Annotated in this window: 15 protein-coding genes; 8 read left to right on the forward strand and 7 right to left on the reverse strand. The window is 71.5% G+C overall.

The features are described from left to right. Positions 1 to 16 precede the first annotated feature (16 nt). Positions 17 to 1,249, reverse strand: a complete 1,233-nt coding sequence (locus HZS54_RS07320; RefSeq protein WP_179921452.1) for an MBL fold metallo-hydrolase — start codon at positions 1,247 to 1,249, stop codon at positions 17 to 19. A gap of 229 nt (positions 1,250 to 1,478) precedes the next feature. Between HZS54_RS07320 and HZS54_RS07325 the strand changes: the two genes are divergently transcribed. Further along, positions 1,479 to 3,329 carry a sensor histidine kinase gene (locus HZS54_RS07325; protein ID WP_179921454.1) on the forward strand — a complete coding sequence of 617 codons (1,851 nt, stop codon included), beginning with the start codon at positions 1,479 to 1,481 and terminating at the stop codon, positions 3,327 to 3,329. A gap of 43 nt (positions 3,330 to 3,372) precedes the next feature. Here HZS54_RS07325 and HZS54_RS07330 read toward each other — a convergent pair whose 3' ends face one another. Continuing rightward, entirely contained in the window at positions 3,373 to 5,301 is a 1,929-nt protein-coding gene (locus HZS54_RS07330; protein WP_179921456.1) for an ABC transporter ATP-binding protein, read from the reverse strand. A gap of 127 nt (positions 5,302 to 5,428) precedes the next feature. Between HZS54_RS07330 and HZS54_RS07335 the strand changes: the two genes are divergently transcribed. From HZS54_RS07335 to HZS54_RS07350, 4 genes are all read left to right on the forward strand, one after another. Then, positions 5,429 to 6,088, forward strand: coding sequence for a TetR/AcrR family transcriptional regulator (locus tag HZS54_RS07335; RefSeq protein WP_179921458.1), 660 nt, complete (start codon positions 5,429 to 5,431; stop codon positions 6,086 to 6,088). An 85-nt stretch (positions 6,089 to 6,173) separates the two neighbouring features. Then, positions 6,174 to 6,479: a cupin domain-containing protein gene (locus tag HZS54_RS07340; protein ID WP_179921460.1), complete on the forward strand. Its 306-nt coding sequence runs from the start codon at positions 6,174 to 6,176 to the stop codon at positions 6,477 to 6,479. A 103-nt stretch (positions 6,480 to 6,582) separates the two neighbouring features. Beyond that, complete coding sequence (locus HZS54_RS07345) at positions 6,583 to 7,395, forward strand: aldo/keto reductase (RefSeq protein ID WP_179921462.1); 813 nt, start codon at positions 6,583 to 6,585, stop codon at positions 7,393 to 7,395. 86 nt (positions 7,396 to 7,481) lie between these two features. Beyond that, entirely contained in the window at positions 7,482 to 8,918 is a 1,437-nt protein-coding gene (locus HZS54_RS07350; RefSeq protein ID WP_179921464.1) for an FAD-dependent oxidoreductase, read from the forward strand. A gap of 14 nt (positions 8,919 to 8,932) precedes the next feature. Here HZS54_RS07350 and HZS54_RS07355 read toward each other — a convergent pair whose 3' ends face one another. From HZS54_RS07355 to HZS54_RS07370, 4 genes are all read right to left on the reverse strand, one after another. After that, positions 8,933 to 9,937: an oxidoreductase gene (locus HZS54_RS07355; RefSeq protein ID WP_179921466.1), complete on the reverse strand. Its 1,005-nt coding sequence runs from the start codon at positions 9,935 to 9,937 to the stop codon at positions 8,933 to 8,935. Between the two features lie 107 nt (positions 9,938 to 10,044). Next, positions 10,045 to 11,397 (reverse strand): MFS transporter, encoded by a 1,353-nt coding sequence (locus HZS54_RS07360; RefSeq protein WP_179921468.1) that lies wholly within the window; start codon positions 11,395 to 11,397, stop codon positions 10,045 to 10,047. Between the two features lie 62 nt (positions 11,398 to 11,459). After that, positions 11,460 to 12,101: a thiamine phosphate synthase gene (gene thiE, locus HZS54_RS07365; protein WP_179921470.1), complete on the reverse strand. Its 642-nt coding sequence runs from the start codon at positions 12,099 to 12,101 to the stop codon at positions 11,460 to 11,462. A gap of 71 nt (positions 12,102 to 12,172) precedes the next feature. Then, positions 12,173 to 14,029: an ATP-dependent DNA helicase gene (locus tag HZS54_RS07370; RefSeq protein WP_179921472.1), complete on the reverse strand. Its 1,857-nt coding sequence runs from the start codon at positions 14,027 to 14,029 to the stop codon at positions 12,173 to 12,175. A 111-nt stretch (positions 14,030 to 14,140) separates the two neighbouring features. On the opposite strand from HZS54_RS07370, the gene HZS54_RS07375 reads away from it, so the two are divergent. Both HZS54_RS07375 and HZS54_RS07380 read left to right on the forward strand, forming a co-directional pair. After that, complete coding sequence (locus tag HZS54_RS07375; RefSeq protein WP_179921474.1) at positions 14,141 to 15,499, forward strand: hypothetical protein; 1,359 nt, start codon at positions 14,141 to 14,143, stop codon at positions 15,497 to 15,499. A gap of 97 nt (positions 15,500 to 15,596) precedes the next feature. Then, positions 15,597 to 16,967, forward strand: a complete 1,371-nt coding sequence (locus tag HZS54_RS07380; RefSeq protein WP_179921476.1) for a hypothetical protein — start codon at positions 15,597 to 15,599, stop codon at positions 16,965 to 16,967. A gap of 56 nt (positions 16,968 to 17,023) precedes the next feature. On the opposite strand, the gene HZS54_RS07385 is transcribed toward HZS54_RS07380, so the two are convergent. Continuing rightward, positions 17,024 to 17,227 carry a DUF7561 family protein gene (locus tag HZS54_RS07385; protein WP_179921478.1) on the reverse strand — a complete coding sequence of 68 codons (204 nt, stop codon included), beginning with the start codon at positions 17,225 to 17,227 and terminating at the stop codon, positions 17,024 to 17,026. A gap of 206 nt (positions 17,228 to 17,433) precedes the next feature. Here HZS54_RS07385 and HZS54_RS07390 point away from each other — a divergent pair, with 206 nt between their 5' ends. Beyond that, positions 17,434 to 18,915: a sensor histidine kinase gene (locus HZS54_RS07390; protein WP_179921480.1), complete on the forward strand. Its 1,482-nt coding sequence runs from the start codon at positions 17,434 to 17,436 to the stop codon at positions 18,913 to 18,915. The last annotated feature ends 377 nt before the right edge of the window (positions 18,916 to 19,292 follow it).

Below are 19,292 nucleotides of genomic sequence, written 5' to 3' on the forward strand. Positions count from 1 at the left end.
CGACGCCGCCGACCGGCTACACGTCGACGGCGTCGCCGACCGCTGGCGCCGTCGCGTCGAAGCCGTCCTCGCGGAGTTCCGCGGCGAAGGCCTCGCAGCGGTCGCCGTGGTTGACGAGGACTGCGGCGTCGCGGTAGTCGTCGAGGAAATCGAGTAGGCCGTCGCGGTCGGCGTGAGCGGAGAAGTCGTAGGACTCGACCTGCGCGGCGACGGGCATCCGCCGGCCGTCGATCTCGGCGCTGCCGGTGTCGAGCAGGTCCCGACCGGGCGTCCCCTCGACCTGGTAGCCCGTCATCGCGACCTTGTTCGTCGGCAACCCGCGGATCGCGGGGATGTAGGTCATCGCCGGCCCGCCCGAGAGCATCCCGCTCGTGGTGACGATGACGGTGTTGTCCTCGGCGATCCGCCGGCGCTGGCCGTCGCGGCCGTCGACGAATCTGGCGTTGGACTTGGCCCGCCCGAGCGCGTCGGCGTCGCGGACGAACTCGGGGTGGCGCCGGAGCATCTCCGTCACCCGCTTGCCCATCCCGTCGACGTAGCAGTCGATGTCGTGGGCCTCGCAGATCAGGAGCACCTCCTGGGTGCGACCGATGGCGAAGGCGGGGACGACGACCGTGCCGCCCTGCCATATCGTGGTGCGGAGACTCTCGGCGAAGCGGTCCTCGATGGCTCCCCGGTCCTCGTGGGTCACGTCGGAGTACGTCGACTCGCAGATCACGGCGTCGGCGTCCGGGCGTGCGGTGGTGCCAGCGACCAGCCGCTGGTCGCCCGTGTGGAAGTCGGAGGTGTACAGCAGTCGCGTCTCACCGTCGTCGACGAGGACGTGGGCGCTGCCGGGGATGTGCCCGGCCTCGTAGAAGGTGACCTCGTAGCCGGCGGCCTCGAACGACTCCCGGTAGCCGTGGGTCTCGGAGACCTGGGTGACCCTGCGGACCTCGGTCTCGGTGAACGGGCAGTCGTACGTGCCGCCGTGGAGTTTCAGGGTGTCGCGGGCGAGCGTCAGCGCGAGTTCCCGCGTCGGCGGCGTCCAGTGGATCGGCGGCCGACGGTCCCCCGAGCACAGCGACGGGACCGCGCCGACGTGGTCGAGGTGACCGTGGGAGACGACGACCGCCTCGGGGTCGACCGAGTCGACCGGGAACCGGGGCGGGTTGCCGGTCAACAGCCCGTAGTCCAGCAGGAGCCGGTCGTCGACGAGGAGCGCGCTGCGACCGACCTCGCGGGCACCGCCCAGGAACCGGACGTTCATCGGCCGTCGCTACCGCCCCCGACCGCTTGGGTTCGTCGGTTCGCCGCGACTCCCCCCGGCGCCCCTCTAGAAACTAGAATTGATACTTGGGGAGGGCAGTCCGATCGAAAAGCCCTCTCCTGTGCCATAAATCGCTTTAAATAGTCGGTTTACGATCTCTCTATTCGAGTCTCACTTTTGAATACGGGGAGCGTATCCTTTAGTCGGGTCGTGTATCAGGTAGGGTATCGTGGTTTCGGAGACTGTCTACGTCGCGCTGGTCGCGGTCTCGACGGCGCTCGCCGTGGCTGTCGCGGTCTGGCTGTGGGACGAGGAGATGAACCTGCAGGGGCGGCTGTTCGTCGGGATCGTCGCCGTCTACGCCGTGTCGGGACTGTTGGTGATCGCCGAACTGCTGGCGCCGTCGCGGACGTGGATGATAGCGGCGTACAACTTCGAGGCCGCAGTCACGGGCTTTCTCCCGTTGCTGTGGTTTCTGCTCATCCTGGAGTACACCGGCTACCTCCGCCGGATCCCTCGACCGGCCGTCTACGCGCTGGTCGGGTGGAACGTCGTGGTCGGGGTACTGGAGATAACCAACCCGACCCACGACCTGATATGGAGCGGATACTCGGTCGCCGCGTCGCCGTTCCCGTACGTCCAGGCCGAAGGGACGGTGCTGGCGTCTCTGGTACTGCTCCCGGGATCGATACTGTACTACGGGGCGGTCGCGCTGCTGGGCGCGCACCTCCTGGTCGGGCCGAGCGTCGCTCGCAAACAGACGGCCGCGCTGCTGGTCGGCTACCTCCCGACGTTCGCCGTCTTCACGCTGTGGTTCGGCGGCGCCATCCCGGGGCCGCTGACCGGTGCGCTCGTGATCGGGTCGCCGCTGATCCTCGGCGTCGTCGCCTGGGCCGTCTTCCGCCACCAGCTGTTCGACCTGGCGCCGCTGGCGCGGGAATCGGTCCTCGAAGTCCTCGACGACGCCGTCGTGGTCGTCGACCGCGACCGCCGCCTGCTCGACTACAACGCCGCGGCCGTCGAGACGTTCGCCGCCCTCCGCGACCACGAGGGCGAGCCCGTCGAGCGGGCCGTCCCCGAACTCCGCCCGGTCGACGAGCCCGACGGCGACCGCGACGGCGGGGACGCGGTGACCGGTGACTCCCCGGTCGTCGACCGCGGGGACGAGACCGCGGCCGCCGTGGGCGAGCCCGACCCGCGCGGCGAGCCGACCGAGGTGGCCCCGTCGAACGGGACCGACGACTCGCCGTTCGTCTCGACGTTCACGCGGTTCGAGGACGGCGAGGTCCGGGAGTACGACGTGACCGTCTCGCCGCTGGAGGTGCGGGGGTCGGTCGCGGGGTACACGCTGGTGTTGCGGGACGTGACCGAGCGCCGCCAGCACGTCCGCGACCTCGAACAGCAGACCACCCAGCTCGAACAGTTCGCGAGCACGCTCAGTCACGACCTGCGGAACCCGCTGAACGTCGCCTACGGACGGGTCGAACTCGCGCGCGAACGGCGCGACGACGAGCACCTCGCCACGGCGAGCGACGCCCTCAAACGGATCGAGGGGATCGTCGACGATACCCTCACGCTCGCCCGCGAGGGCCAGACCATCGACGAGTTAGAGCGGGTCGACCTGGCGACCGTCGCCCGCGACGCCTGGGGGACCGTCGACACCGGCGAGGCCGAGCTGGTCGTGGAGCCGGACGCCGGCGTCCGGATCTACGCCGACGCGACGCGGCTGCAGTCGGTCTTCGAGAACTGCTACCGCAACTGCGTCGAACACGGCGGCGCGTCCGTGACGGTCACCGTCGAGCGCCGCGACGACGGGTTCGCCGTCGCCGACGACGGCCCCGGCGTCCCGCCCGACGAGCGCGAGCAGGTGTTCGAGTACGCCTACTCCACCGACGACGACGGGACCGGACTCGGGCTCGCCATCGTCGAGGCCATCGCCCGCGCCCACGGCTGGTCGGTCGAGATGGCCGAGAGCGAGGGCGGCGGCGCGAAAGTCGTCTTCTCCGGCGTCGAGACGGTCGATACGCCCATCGTCGGCGACGGCGGACGGGAGATCGCGGTCGGCCCCACCGACGACTGAACGGGGGCCGGAGCGTCGACGAGACGGGCGCCGGCGGGGCCGCTCAGTCGTCGTCGAGGCTGGCGCGCTCGCGCTCGGCGGTGCGCTCGACGAACTCCTCGGGGAGCGCGTCGACCTCGCCGACCTGGACGCTCCAGAGGTTGGCGTACAGCCCGTCCGCCTCCAGCAGATCCTCGTGGGACCCCTGTTCGACGACCTCCCCGTCGTCCATGACGAGGATCGTGTCGGCGTCACGGATCGTCGAGAGCCGGTGGGCGATGGCGAAGGTCGTCCGCTCGGCCGTCAGATTCTCCAGGGACTGCTGGATCAGGACCTCCGTCTCGTTGTCGACGTGGCTGGTCGCCTCGTCCAAGACGAGGATCTCCGGGTCTTCGAGGATGGCTCGCGCGATGGCGATGCGCTGGCGCTGGCCGCCCGAGAGCTTGACGCCGCGCTCGCCGACGGTCGTCTCGATGCCGTCGGGCAGGTCCCCGACGAACTCCATCGCGCCGGCCATCCCCAGCGCCTCGACGATCTCGTCGTCGGTCGCGTCCAGCCCGTAGGCGACGTTCTCCTCGATGGTGCCGTGGAAGAGATAGGGCTCCTGGCTGACGTAGCCGATGTGGCTCCGCAAGCTCGACAGCGACAGGTCCCGGATGTCGTGGCCGTCGATGCTGATAGTCCCCTCGTGGGGGTCGTACAGCCGCATCACCAGTTTGAGCAGCGTGGTCTTGCCCGCCCCCGTGGGGCCGACGAGGCCGACGAAGTCGCCGGGCTCGGCGGTGAAGCTCACGTCCTCGACGGAGTTCTCGTCGGCCTCGGGGTAGCGAAAGCGCACGTCCTCGTACTCAACGAGGCCCTCCACGCCGTCCAGGTCGACGGCGTCGTCGTCCTCGTGGATCGTCGCCGGGTCGTTCATCAGGCCGACGACGCGCTCGGCGGCGGCGAAGGCGTAGCGGTAGTTGTTGACGACGTTGCCGAACTGGCGCATCGGCCAGAGGAACCGCCGCGACCACAAAAGCATCGTCGTGAGCGTCCCGAGCTGCAGTTCGCCCGAGAACGGGCCGGGCGCGCCGAACAGCAGCCAGTAGCCGCCGACGAGGAAGGTGATCACGTAGCCGAAGCCGGTGATGATCCGCAGCGAGGGGAAGAACTTGATCCGCGTCGAGATGGCGTCCCAGTTGGCGTCGAGGTAGTCCTCGGAGGCGGCCTCGACGCGGTCGCGCTCGAAGCCCTCGCGGCCGTAGGACTTGACGACCTCGATGCCGCCGATGTTGTTCTCCAGCCGGGAGTTCAGCGCGCCCACCGACCCCCGGACGCGGCCGTACTTCGGCCCGATCTGCTGGACGAACACGTAACTCGCGACGGCCAGAACGGGGATCGACAGCAGCGCGACGAGCGCCAACTGGGCGTTGAGCCAGATCATCAGCGCGCCCGTGCCGACGACGAGGACGCCGATGCGGATGCCGGCGTTGAGGTCGTTGGTGAGGAAACTTTCGAGCTGGTTCACGTCGTTGTTGAGGATGGACATGATCTCCCCGGTCTGTTTCGAGTCGAAGAAGCTCATGTCCAGGCGCTGGACGGTGTCGTAGGTGTCGACGCGCACCTCGTGCTGGAGGTGCTGGGCGAAGCGGTTCCACGCCCAGGAGTTCACCCAGTTCAGCGTCGCCGTCAGGACGTAGATGCCCGCCACGAGCCCGACGGCGAACCAGAACTGCCCCTCCGTGGTGGCGGGGATCACCGACGCCGGAACGAGCGGGAGCCGAAACGCCTGGTCGCCCGCGAACAGCGAGTCGATGGCGACCCCGAGGACGAGCGCCGGGATCAGCTCCAGGAAGCGAGCGATGACGCTCGCGACCGCACCGAGCGCGAACTCGCCCTTGTACCCGCGCCCGTACTCCGTGAATATCTGCCACATCGGCCGCTCGGCGGAATCCCGGAGATCCTCGAAGGCGTCGGCGTCGTCGTTCCCGCCGGAGAAACCCCATGACATAGCACCGCATAACGACTGCCCGCTTAAATAACTAACTCTCGTGTTAGTCCCGCGCCGCCTCCGGGTTCGCGGTTCGGACCTCCCAACAGCGCGGAAGGTTTTTGGCCGCGGCCGGCAACACGTGGGTATGGCTTCCGAGGTGGACGTGCAGGGGGACACGCACCGGGCGATCATGGGTGCGACCTATCACGCGCTGTGCAAGCACGGCTACGCTCACCTCACGATGCAGGACATCGCCGACGAGTTCGACAAGAGCCGCTCGCTGTTGCACTACCACTACGACACGAAAGAGGAGCTGATGCTCGCGTTCGTCGACAACACCGTCGGCTGGGTCGGCGCGCGCCTCGCCGAGTCCGACACGGAGGACCCCCTGGGGCGGCTGGAGGAGTACGTCGACGGCTTCGTCATCGAGCCCGGCGAGGAGGACCGCGAGACGTTCGCCCTGGCTCTGCTCGAACTGCGCGTCCAGGCCGTCCACAACGAGCAGTTCCGCGAGAAGCTCGCGACCCACTACCGGACGAACGTCGACACCGTCGCGGAGATCATCGCCGACGGCGTCGACGCCGGCGCCTTCCGCGCGGTCGACCCCGAGGAGGTCGGCGAGACCATCTACACCGCGCTCGTGGGCGCCCGGATGTACCAGGTGACGCTCGGCGCACAGCACGCCAGCCGCCGGATGCGCGACCGGATCGCCGAGTTCGTCGTCAACGACCTGCTCGTCGACGGCCGCACGGTCGCCGAGTTCGACGTCGAGGACGCCGGTTTCGGCAAGGACGACGAGGACTGACGCCGGTACCGCCGGTCCCGGCTCCGGGTCCACCCCCGCAACGACGACCGCCGGAACTAACGCTCGCGGCGCCGAACGGCCGGCCATGAGACGCGCCGAACTCGACTTCGAGGACTTCTTCGACGTGCGCCAGACGACCGACGACGCCCAGGCCGCCCAGATGACGCTCTCGCCCGGGCAGTCGACCGGCGGGCCCGACAACTCACACGCCGACAGCGACCAGTGGTGCTACGTCGTCTCGGGGTCGGGCCGCGCCACCGTCGACGGCGAGGACGTGCGATTCGAGACCGGAGATCTGCTCGTGATCGAGGCCGGCGAGACCCACGAGATCGAGAACGACGGGGACGAGCCCCTGGAGACGCTGAACGTCTACGTGCCGCCGATCTACTGAGCCGGCGGCGCCGGCGACTCCGCGGACGACCGGCGGCTGTCGACCGCTCGCCCGGACTTCCGCGACCGGCAGGGTCAAACCGTGACGGCCGCAAGGCCGGACCATGCCAGTCGACGACCTCCCGCGACTCGGGCTGGGGACCTACTCCGACGACGACCGCGAGCAGTGGCGCGAGAACGTCCGGACCGCCCTCGACGTGGGCTTTCGCCACGTCGACACCGCCCAGGTCTACGAGAACGAGCAGTACGTCGGGCAGGGGCTCCGGGACAGCGACGTGGACCGCGACGACGTGTGGCTCTCGACGAAGACGGTCCACCACGACGTGCCGCCCGAACCCGAGCAGGTACCCGCGGCCATCGACGGCTGTCTCGACCGCCTTGGCGTCGACGCCGTCGACCTGCTGTACGTCCACTGGCCCTCGGGCGTCTACGACCACGAGGAAGTCCTTCCGGCGTTCGACGACGCCTACGAGGCGGGCAAGACCCGCCACGTCGGCCTCTCGAACTTCACGCCGGAGCTGCTCGACGAGGCCCGCGAGGTGCTGGACGCGCCACTCTTTGCCCACCAGGTCGAGATGCATCCGCTGCTCCCCCAGACGGAACTCGTCGAGCACGCCCAGGAGCACGACTACTGGCTCGTCGCGTACTCGCCGCTGGGGAAGGGCGCGGCCCTGGACGTGCCCGAGGTCCGCGAGGTCGCGGAGAAACACGACGCGACACCCGCGCAGGTCAGTCTCGCGTGGGTGACCGCCCACGACAACGTCGCCGCCATCCCGAAGGCCAGCAGCCGCGAACACATGGAGCAGAACCTTGCCGCCCGCGAGCTCGACCTCGACGACGAGGATATCGCCCTGATCGACTCCATCGACGAGCGCCACCGGGAGATCGACGCCGACCACGGCCCCTGGAACTGGTAGGTTCGTCCGCGAGCGCCGTCCGCCGGTCGTGCGCGACCCGGACCGCCGGCCCGAACCACTACGTCGGCGCGGGCCGATCTCCGACCATGACAGCCGAGCCGTTCGTCGTGGTCGGCGGCGACGCCGCCGGGTTGAGCGCCGCGAGCAAGTGCAAACGGGAGGCCCCCGACCGCGAGGTGGTCGTCTTCGAGAAGGGGCCGTGGGTCTCCTACGCCCACTGCGGGACGCCCTACTTCGTGAAAGGCGAGATCGACGCGCTGACCGACCTCCTGTCGCTCTCGCCCGACGAGGTGGACGAGCGGGGGATCGACCTCCGACGGGAACACGAGGTGACGGGGATCGACACGAGCGAGCGGACCGTCGCGGTCCGCGACGCCGACGGCGACCGGCGCGACCAGCCCTACGGCGACCTGCTCGTCGCGACCGGCGGGCACGCGCTGACCGCGCCGGTCGACGGGACCGGTCTGCCCGGCGTGTTCTCGTTACACGGCATGGACGACGCGGCGGCGATCCGCGCGGCGCTCGAACCCGCCGGCGAGGCGACCGTCGAGTCGCTGGGCGGTGGCGACTTTCTCGACCCCGGAGTGCTCGAACCCTACGCCGACTGGGCGCCCCCCGAGACGGTCGCAATCGTCGGCGGCGGCTACGTCGGCGTCGAGATGGCCGAGGCGTTCACCGCCCACGGCCTCGACGTACACCTCTTCCAGCGGGGCGAGCACGTCCTCGGCCCCTTCGGCGAGGCCGTCGGCGAACGCGTCGACGCCGAACTCCGCGACCGGGGCGTCACGCTGCACCTCGGGGAGACGGTCGAGCGACTGGTCGGCGACGAGCGGGTCGAACGGCTGGAGTGCGCCGGCGGGACCGCCCTGGACGTGGACCTGGCGCTGGTCGGCGTGGGCGTCCGGCCGAACGTCGGACTCGTGGCCGACACGCCGGTCGAGCTCGGCGACTCCGGCGCGGTCGCGGTCGACGACTACGGGCGCACGTCGGTCGACGGCGTCTACGCGGCCGGCGACTGCGCGGAGGCGCGCCACGCCGTCACCGGCGCGTTCGACTGGGTGCCCCTCGGCCTGACGGCCAACCGCGCCGGCCGCGCGATCGGCCAGACCGTCGCCGGCGACCCGAAACCGACCGGCGACATCGCGGGCACGGCGGTCGTCAAGGCCTTCGACCAGGAGGCGGGCCGAACCGGGCTCGTCGACCGCGAGCGGTGCGAGGCGGCCGGCTTCGACCCCGTCAGCGAGACGGTCACCGACTCCTCGCGGTCGAGTTACTACCCCGGCGCCGCCGAGACGGTCGTGACGCTGACCGCCGACCGCGAGACGGGACGGCTGCTCGGCGGGACCGTCGTCGGCACCGACCGCGCGGCAGTCCGGATCGACACCGTCGCGACGGCGCTGGAAGGCGACATGACCGTCGCCGAGGTCGAAAATCTCGACCTGGCCTACGCGCCGCCGTTCTCGCCCGTCTGGGACCCCGTGCTGACCGCGGCGAAGGTGCTGCACGGGTCGCTCGACGATTGAGGGGACTCGACGCGTCAGTCCGCGGCGCTCGCGGCCTCGTCGCTCGCGTCGTCCGCGGTCGCGCCCGCCAGCGCCTCGAAGTCGTAGCTGACGCCGGTCAGTTCCTCGGAGACGGCCCACAGCCGCTCGGCGCGCTCGGTGTCGTAGGAGCGGTCGTTCGAACGCTGGGGCTCGGGGTGACCGCGCATGTCGAACAGGCCGCCCGGACCGACGTAGGCCCCGCCGTCGACGCCGGGGGCGGTCGCGGCGTACACCAGCGGGAGCGCCCCCATCTCGGCTGACTGGCCGAGGACGGCGTTCATCGCCCGCATCGCGTACAGTTTCACCGTCGACCCCTCCTCCTTCGGCCCGCGGGCCTGCAGCGAGGTGTCGGCGTAGCCGGGGTGGCACGCCGCCGAGATCGTGTCCTCGACGCCCGCGGCCGAGAGCCGGCGCTGGAGTTCGTAGGCGAAGAGGAGGTTCGCCAGTTTCGACTGGCTGTAGGCCTCCCACTTGCCGTACGACTCCTCGTGGTGGAGGTCGTCGAAGTCGATCTCCCCGCCCTGGTGGGCGCCGCTGGAGTGGGTGACGACGCGGGTCTCGCCCGGCGTCTCGACGATCCGTTCCAGGAGGTGGCCCGTCAGCGCGAAGTGGCCGAGGTGGTTGACGCCGAACTGCGTCTCGAAGCCGTCGGCCGTCTCCGAGCGCGGGATCGCCATCACGCCGGCGTTGTTGCAGAGCGTGTGCAACTCGTCGTAGTCGGCCAGGAGACCGTCGGCGAACGACTCGACCGAGGACAGGTCGCCCAGGTCGCACTCGCGCACGTCGAGGGCGGCCTCGTCGGCGGGGAACCCCTCGCGCCGGCGGATGTCGGCGGCGGCCCGCTCGCCGCGGTCGGTGCTTCGGCAGGCCATCACGACGGTCGCGCCCTTCCGGGCGAACACGCGGGTCGCCTCGAACCCGAGGCCGCTGTTGGCCCCGGTGACGGCGATCGTCTGCCCCGACAGGTCCGGCACGTCGGCGGCGGTCCAGTTGCTCATACGTTCCGTTCGGGCGCCACCTACTCAAGGGCGGCGCCAGACGGGCGGGCCGATGCGAACGGACGGCCGGCGGCGACGGCGCCGCCCGCCGCCCCGCAGTCGATCCGTCAGTCGGTGCGCTCGGCCGGCGCCTCCGCCGGGTCGTCGACGACCCGGACGGTCGTCAACACGGCGACGATCCCGGCCGTGAGGACCGCGCCGAGGACGAACGGCGACCAGTAGACGACGACGGCGTACAGCGCCGTCATGACCGGCGGGCCGACGGTCCGCCCGAGGCTGCCCGCCCCCTGCGTGACGCCGAAGGCGCTGCCCTGCCGGTCGGCGCTGGTCGCCAGCGAGACCAGCGTCGTCAGCGAGACGTTCAGCAGGCTGTTGCCCAGCGACAGCAGCGTCAGCGCGCCCAGCAGCGCGATCACTCGCGGGCCGAACCCGAGTATCGCCCGCTCGCCCAGCAGCGCCCGGCCGATCTCGGGGGAGAAGGGGAACGCCGCGAGCGCGACGACCAGCAGCGCGGCGCCGGCGGCGGCGAGCCGCCGGGCGGGGACGACCCGGGCGAGCCGGCCGACGAGGACGCCCTGGTTGACCACCGCGAGCGCGCCGACGTAGGTGAGCAGCAGGCCGGCCTGGGAGGCGTCGTAGCCGTACACGTCCGCGACGAACGGGATGAACGCCACCTGGATCCCGGAGAAGGCGACCGACGCGACGAGGAAGGCGCCGACCAGCGGCCGCAGCGTGGCGTCGCGGGCGGCGTCGACGAACTGGCCGACGATCCGCGGGCGGCCGCCCGTCCCCGCGTGGCGGTCCGGCTCGGGCAGGAACGCCCACGTCCCGAGGAAGGCGACGAAGCTCAGGACCGCGGCGCCGAAGCTCGGCAGCGAGAAACGCGTCGCCGGGACGAAATCGGGGAAGACGCTCGCCGCACCGGCGACGACGCCGTCGCTGGCCAGCACGGAGCCGAGCGCAGGGCCGAAGACGAACCCCAGCCCGAAGGCGGCGCCGACCAGCCCCAGCGCCCCGGCGCGGCGGTCGGCGGGCGTCACGTCGGCGATGTACGCCTGGGCGGTGGCGATGTTGCCGCCCATCGCACCCGCGAGCATCCGGGCGAGAAACAGCGTCGCCAGCGCCGCGGTCGTGCCCGCGACCGTCTCGACCTCGCCGCCGAGGCCGAAGACGGTCCAGGCGACGGTGTTCGCCGCCAGCGAGAGCATGAGGACCGGCCGCCGGCCGCGGGCGTCCGACAGCTGGCCGAGCAGCGGCGCGAAGACGAACTGCATCAGCGAGTACGACGCCGCCAGCAGGCCGTAGACCACGTCGGTCCCGCCCAGGTCGCGGACGTAGAACGGGAGGATCGGGATGACGATCCCGAACCCCACGAGGTCGATGAACACGACCGCGAGGACGGCGACGAGCGCCCGTCGCCGCCCGGCGAGCGACGCCCCCACGGCGCGAGGGTCCAGCACGCTCGCTCGTTCGGCGCGTGTCGGGGAATAGCTAGGGGCGGTCCCCGGTCCGCCGCCCGCCCTCAATCCTCGCGAGCGTCGGCGACGGTCCCGGCCAGATCCCGGGCCGCCGCCTCGGGGTCGTCGGCGCCGGTGATCGCGGTGATGACCGCGACGCCGTCGGCGCCCGCTTCGACGATCGGGGCGGCGTTGTCGGCGGTGACGCCGCCGATCCCCACGACGGGGATGTCGACGGCGGCCGCGATCTCGCCGACGCGCTCGGGGCCGATCTCGTGCTCGTCGTCGTCGATGTCGTCCTTCGAGCCCGTGGCGTAGACGGCGCCGACGCCGAGGTAGTCGGCGCCGGCCCGCTCGGCGCGGCGGGCGTCGTCGACGAACGACACGGACCGGCCGATCAGGGCGTCGGGGCCCAGCCGCTCGCGGGCGACCGGGACGGGCAGGTCGTCGTCGCCGAGGTGGACCCCGTCGGCGTCGACCGCCGCGGCGAGGTCGACCCGGTCGTTGACGACGAACGTGACGCCGGCCTCGCGAGTGAGCGTCCGGAGCTTGCGCCCGAGGTGGTAGCGCTCGCGGGCGCTCCGGTCTTTCTCCCGCAGTTGCACCACGTCGACCCCGCCGGCGACGGCCGCCTCGACGACCGCTCGCGTCGTTCGGTCCCCCGAGAGACTCCCCTGCGTGACGAGATACACGCCCCAGTCGGTCATTGGCGACGACTCCGAGCCCACCTACCTGTTACTTTCGAACCGTCTCTCCGACCGACACGTCGGTGCCGCAGTCACTCCGTGTCCCACACGTCCGCGATGGGGTTGGACTTCGAGTTCGAGCGCCGGGAGCGGCGGCCGCTCCGCGAGTTGCCACCACCGCCGTCGTCGCCGCTCGACCCCGATCCGGAGCCCGACGCCGACGCGCCGGACGATCCCGACGAGGATCCGCCGGAATCGCCCGCGCTGGACCCCGTCGAGCGGGAGCGACTCGACGCGCTCCCCGAGCCCGACCCGGTCGCGGCCGTCGCGTCCGCGGCGGGGAGGTCGGGCTCGCTCATCCGGTCGATCTGCTCGGCGAACCAGTCGGGCATGTCGACGCGGGCGCGCTCGAACAGGTCCAGCAGCGAGGAGTCGGCGAGGTACGTCGCGCCGTAGTCGTCGGGCGCCCGCACCGGGCGGCCGCAGGCCTGGATCACGGTCCTGAGAGCGGTCCGGTAGTACCAGCCCCACTGGTCGTCCTCCAGTCGCGCCGCCACGCGCGAGTCGCGGGTGTTCGGATACGGCGCCTTGCAGAGCAGTTGCCAGCGACAGAGGTCCCCTTCCAGGTCGAGCGCCTCCTCCATCTTCACCGAGAGGAACACGTCGGGGTCGTCGACGCGCTTCCACGTGGACAGCTGGGCGTCGCGGTCCTCGGAGTCGTGGGCGCGCACCCGCGAGTCGACGCCGAACTCCCGGAGATGCTCCAGTAGCTGGTCCTGGATGGCGTAGGAGTGGCAGTGGACGAGCCCCTTCTCGTCGGGGTGGGCCTGCATGATGCGGACGAGCGTCTCGGCGACCCGGGGGATCGTCTCGTCGCGGGCCTCGTAGGTCATCTTCCCCTGGGTCACGTCGTACAGCGGCCGGTTCTCGACGGGGAAGGTGTGGGGGACTTCGACGAGTTCGACGCGGTCGGGCGCGAGCCCGACGTTGGCGCAGAATGCGTCCTTGTTGAGGATCGTCGCCGACAGCAGCGCGAAGTTCTGGGCCCGGTCCCAGACGGTGTGTTTGAGGTACTTCTCGGGCGCCATCGGCTTGATCGTCACGCGACTCCCCTCCCCGCCGTTCTGGTCGACGACCCAGGTGGTCCCGCTGTCCTCGTCGCGGTAGTCCTCGGCGAACCACGACAGGTCCGACTGCAACTGGACGAGCTTGTCGCGCTCGGCGGCCTCCTCGGGGTCGAGTTCGGCCTGCTGGCGCACCTCCGTCAGTCGCCGGCCGGCCATCGTGTGGAGGGTGTCGGCGTAGCTGACGGCGTCGTCGAGGCCGTCGATGGCGGGCGGCTCGCAGGCGTCCCAGATCGGGACGGTGTCGGGCCCGAGGTCGATGGTGGCGTACATCTCGGCCCAGTTGCCCAGGCCGTGGGCCTCGTCGACCACGAGCACGTCGCGCTGGCCGAACACGTCGGAGCCGGCGGTCTGCATGAAGTAGGCCAGGGTCATCGCGGCGATGCGGTTGTTCGCGGCGATGGCGCGGTCGGAGAAGTACGGGCAGCGATGCTGGACCTGGCAGTCGAACATCCGCTCGCGGGCGCAGGGCGCCTGGTCGACGGGGGTGTCGGTCTCGCCGGGGAGGATGCAGTCGTAGTTGTTCTTCCCGCGGATCACTTTGAGGTCGGTCAGCAGGTCGTCGCCGGCCACGTCGTCGAGCTGGGAGACCTGCGGGGTGGTGTAGTAGGCGTCGATGACCTCCCCGGCCTCGCTCTCGCCGGCGGTCCTGGCGCAGCCGGCGATGGCGCGGGCGAGCAGGGACTTGCCGCTGCCGGTCGGGGCGCGCACGAGGACGACGTCGTTGTCGGCCGCGAAGGCGTCGCGGATGTCCGCGAGCGCCTGCTCCTGGGCGCCGCGGTAGGACGGCGCCGGGAACTCGTCGAATATCCGACCGGGTTGCACGACAGAGACCACCGGTGCCGGGAGCGTAAAACTGCCGGAAGGCCCGGACCTCGCGACCGGCCGCGGCTGTCGGCCAGCAAGTATTTATCGGCGGGCCGGAAACGCCGAGACATGACATCCCCGCGACGAAAGTTCCTCCGACGGAGCGCGGCCGCCCTCCTGGCCGGCGCGACGGCCGGCTGTCTGAGCGACGACACGACCACATCGACCGACGGCCCCGGCGGAGCCGGGACCGACACCGACGCGGCGACGGACGCCGCGACGCCGACCGCGACCGGGACGCCCGAGTCGACGCCCACCGACTCCCCGACGCCGACCGAGACCGCGACCGCAACGCCGGCCGACGACGCGCTCGGAAACGCCGACTACGCCGAGTGGCTGCCGGCACCCGCGGCGTTCGACCGCGACGGCTACGAGTTCACGTCCATCGCGACCGGGGACATCCTCGACCGGGAGTCGGACCTCGGCGACGGCGCGACGGAGGGCCTGCGTGGCGACACGGGCGCACCGGCCGTCGACTCCTACGCCGAGACCGCGGCGTTCCACCGGCTCCAGCCCGGCGTCCTCGTCTTCGAGGCCGATCTCGACCGCGAGACGGCCGCCGGTGACCTCCGGGAGGTCGGTCTCACCGAGGCCGAGACCAGGCGAGGCTTCGCGGTGTTCACCGGCGAGCGCGGCGCGGCGGCGCTGCGCGAGTCGGCGCTCGTCCTCGCATTCGGTGTCGGGGGCGGCGACGCGGGTCGGTCGGTGGTCGAAGCGGTCGTCGACGCGGAGGCCGGCGCCGGTCCCCGGTACGTCGACGAGTCGGACGACTGCGAGCGACTGACGGACGCGATCGGTTCCGCCCATCTCCTCAGCGGCCGGACCCACCCGGCCGAGGAGGGGCTCGACGGCGCCGTCGCGGCCGGACTCGGTGTCGAGGTCGGCGCGAGCGAGACCCGGGTCAGGGCGCCCGCCGTCTTCCCCGAGGGCCGGGTCGATGAGGCGACGCTGACCGAGTGGGCGGCCGACGCCGACGCGTTCTACGGCGGAGAGGTCGAGACGGTCGTCGACGGGCGGGTCGCGACCGCGAGGGCGACGGTGCCCACTGCCGACGTGGAGAACTTCGGGAGCGGGTCGCTCCCCGGGTCGGGGCGGACCGCCCCTCGCACGCCGCAGGCCGTCTTCGGCTACGAGTACGAATCGACCGGAGACGGCGTCGGTATCCTGGAGGTCACCCACGAGGGCGGCGATACGATCCCGGGGTCCCAGTTGTATCTCCGCGGTGCGGGCTTCGCCGAAGTCGACGGCGTCGACCAGACCGCGGCCGGACAGTGGCAAGGGACCGCCAGCGGCGACGACGAGGCGGTGGTCGCAGGAGACTTCGCGGAAGTCGGCGTCGCGAGCGACTACGAGATAGCCGTCGTCTGGGAGTCCGCCGACGGCGACGCGTCGGCGACGCTCGACGAGGGGTCCGGTCCCGACGCCTGAGGCCGACACGCCGAACGCGGGGCCGTCACCCGCTCTCGTGACGCTTCCGTTATCAAATCCGCAATCATTTTACACGCAGTCGGGAAACACGGGGGCGATGCAGGAGACGCGACGGAGTGTGCTGAAGCGCGGGGGAGCAACGATCGCGGCGCTGTCGGCGCTGTCGGGCTGTCTCGGGGGTATCACGGGCGGCGGGACGCCGACCGATGCGCCCGACGACGGGTCCGAGAGCGAGAGCGGAGGCGGCGACGGAGACGACGGCGCGAGCGAGTCCACGCCTACCGGGACGCCGACGGCGACGCCGGCGCCGACCCGGTCGGAGACGCCGGTCGCCGGGCTGACGCGGTGGATGCCCGATCCCGCACTGCTCGACCAGACCGGGGAGTCGGGCTACGCCTTCCTCGGGGTGGCGCCCAAGTCGCTGGGCGAGTTCGAGGGCGCGCTCGGCTCGGGGGCGCTCGGGCAGTTCCAGGGGCGGTACCCCATCCCGGGCGTCGGGACCTTCGGCGAGCAGCGGGCGCTGTTCCGGTTCGCCCGGTCGGTGTCGGTGCTGCTTGGCGACTTCGACCGGACGGCCGTCGAGGACGGCCTCCGCCAGTACGGCTTCGAGGCGGGGGAGACCTACCGCGGGTTCCGCTTCTTCAGCCCTGGCGACCCGCGCGCGGCGGCGGTCCGGGACGGCATGCTGGTCACCGCCGGCGCCGTCTCCAGCGAGGACACGACCGACAAGCGCCCGGTCGTCGAGGCGGTCGTCGACGCGCGGACGGGCAACGCCGACCGCTACGTCGACGCCGTCCCCGACTGCCGGCGGCTCCTCGAATCGATCGGGAGCGCGCACCTCCTCGAAAGCCGTACCCACGGGACCGGGGAGACCTTCGAGCAGGGGCTCGGCGAGGGGACGGGGTATCACGTGGCCGAAGACGAGACGCGGGTCCGCGCCGCCGCGCTGTTCACCGAGGGGTCGACGAACCGCTCGGCGATGGCCGACTGGGCCGGCGACACGGACGCGTTCCTCGGCGGCGAGCCGACGCTCCGGACCGACGGCCGGGCGGTCACCGCGACGGCGACGGTCCCGACCGGCGACGTGACCGAGTTCCCGGGCGGGTTCCCCGGGCCGTCGATCGAACGCGACGCCGGGTCCGGCGGCCCGCCGACCGTCGCCTTCGGTTTCGACTACGAGTCGACCGGCGACGGCGTCGGCGCGCTCACGATCATCCACGACGGCGGCGACACGGTCCCTCGCGAGGCGGTCCAGATCCGCGGGAGCGGCTTCGCAGAGGTCGACGGCGTCGACCAGACGGGGTCCGGGGTCTGGCAGGGGTCGACCGACAGCGAGGGGGAGTCGCTCACCGCCGGCAACGCCGTCGAGGTCGGGGTCGCCAGCGACTACGAGATAGCCGTCGTCTGGCAACCGCCCGAGGGCGACCGGTCGGCGACGCTCGCGACGGACGAGGGACCGGACGCCTGATCCGGGGCCGACCGGCCGACCCCGGCCCGCGGGGCGACCGCGTGCTCGCGGCGTCCCTACAGGTCGGCCACGTCGTCGGCCGTCGGCTCGCGCTCGTCGGGGAGCCGTTCGATGCAGTCGTAACAGAGGAAGTGATCGGAGCCGTCGGCGAGTTCGAGCGCCAGCCCGTCGGTCGTCCGCTTCTCCCGCGTCCAGATGTTCGCGATGCCGCCGGCGATGCTCACGTCCTCGCCGCAGCCGTCGCATGGCCGGGTCGTCATACCCGCCGTACGGCGGGGACCGGCAAAAGCGACGCGGGCCGGTCGCAGCCGAACCGCCGACGCCGAGCGGGCGAACCGGAGCCGGTCGGCCGCGACCGCCGTCGCGGGGTCGTCACCGGCGTTCACGGGTGCTCGTTCCCACGTGACACGACCCCGTCCACTTATGACCGGGTAGGGGTAACACGTACACCGAACTCCGATCTCACATGTACGGTCCACCGGTCGTGCTGTACGTCGGGCCCGACGCGGCGGCGGTCGCCGACGCCTGGGGCGAGTCCGGCGACGGCCTCGTCGTCCGCGGGGCGGCGCCCGAGACCGACGTAGCGGAGCGACTCGCCGAGGGCGGGGTCGACGCGGTCGTCTGCGACTGCGACGGGTCGTTCGACGGCCGGGCGACGATCGAGGCGGTCCGCGACCACTCGGCGTCGCTCCCCGTCGTCGTCCTCTCGGTCGGCGACGCCCTGTCGCTGGCGGCCGCGACCGACCTGGGCGTCGAGAGCTACCTGCAGGTCGACGCCGACACCGACCGCGTCGAGCGGCTGGCGGACCTGCGCCCGCTGATCGAGCGCCGCCGCGAGGCCCGCCGCGAGTCGACGATGCTCGCCTCGCTGCTGGAGAACGTCCCGCTGTCGGTCTACTTCAAGGACCGGCAGAGCCGTCACGTCCGCGTCAGCGACGAGATGCCGCGGCTCAGCGGCCCCTCGTACCTGGAGAGCCCCGACGGGAAGCGCCACCACGCGCCCGAGGACGTCGTCGGGAAGACGGACTTCGACCTGTATCCGTCGGAGCTCTCGGAGGGCGCGGTCGCCGACGACCGTCGCGTCATCGAGACGGGCGAGTCGGTCGACGACCGGCTGGAGCACGCCTACGGCGACGACCTGGAGGAGAGCTACGTCACCACCTCGAAGGCGCCCTGGCGCGACGAGCACGGGGCGGTGCTCGGGGTCGTCGGGGTGACCCGGGACATCACCGACCGCAAGCGCTACGAGAACCAGCTCGAACGCCAGAACGAGCGCCTCGAACGCTTCGCGAGCGTCGTCTCCCACGACCTGCGCAACCCGCTGGAGGTCGCGCTCGGCCGGCTGGAGTTCGCCCGCGCCGAGGGCGACGACGAGCACTTCGACGCCATCGAGCGGTCGCTCCACCGGATCGACGACCTCATCGAGGACGTGCTGACGCTCGCCCGCGAGGGCGAAACGGTGAGCGACCCCCGACCGGTCGCGCTCGCGGACGTGGCCCGCGCGGCCTGGCGCGTCGTCGAGACCGGGGACGCGACGCTCAGCGTCGAGACCGACGCGACGCTGCTGGCCGACGAGAGCCGCCTCCAGCAGCTGCTGGAGAACGTCGTCAGCAACGCGGTGGCCCACGGCGGCGACGGCGTGACGGTCACGGTCGGCGACCTGGGCGAGCGCCAGGGCTTTTTCGTCGCCGACGACGGCCCCGGAGTCCCCGAGGCCGACCGCGAGACCGTCTTCGACCCCGGCTACTCGACCGACGACGAGGGCACGGGTCTGGGCCTGAGTATCGTCCGAACGATCGCGGAGGCCCACGGCTGGGAGAGCGAGGTGACCGACAGCGAGTCCGGCGGGGCGCGCTTCGAGTTCGGCGACGTGAGCGGCGACGGCCTCGCCGACTCCCGCGCGGACGAGGGAACGACGGACGAGCGGGCCGGCGCGGGCGACGACTGACCGAGATTCCGCCGACCGGTTCGTGTGTGTTCACCCATGTTTTTTGACGGGACCGTCGGCGCGAGCCTGTGGGATCGCGCCTCGACCCCCAGCAAAAAACATGGGTGAAAAACACCGTCAGAGACGAGCTCTGACGAGGTGTCGTTCGCTACTCTCACGACACAGGCCGGACGACTCGGTCGCCTCGCTCTCTCGCATCCGGTGAACCGGCGCCTGCGGCGCCGGATGCTCAGTACAGTGAATGTAGGTAGCAGTGCGGTTGGCGCGTGCTGTCGAGCGTGCCCGCCTTCTGGCGGGCCGCTCGAAACAGTCGCGCGAGGGATTCGCGACTCGTGTGTCGCGAATCGGCTGGGGAGGCTCGTGGCCGTCTGCGGTGC

Source organism: Halosimplex pelagicum (assembly GCF_013415905.1).
Lineage (GTDB): Archaea > Halobacteriota > Halobacteria > Halobacteriales > Haloarculaceae > Halosimplex > Halosimplex pelagicum.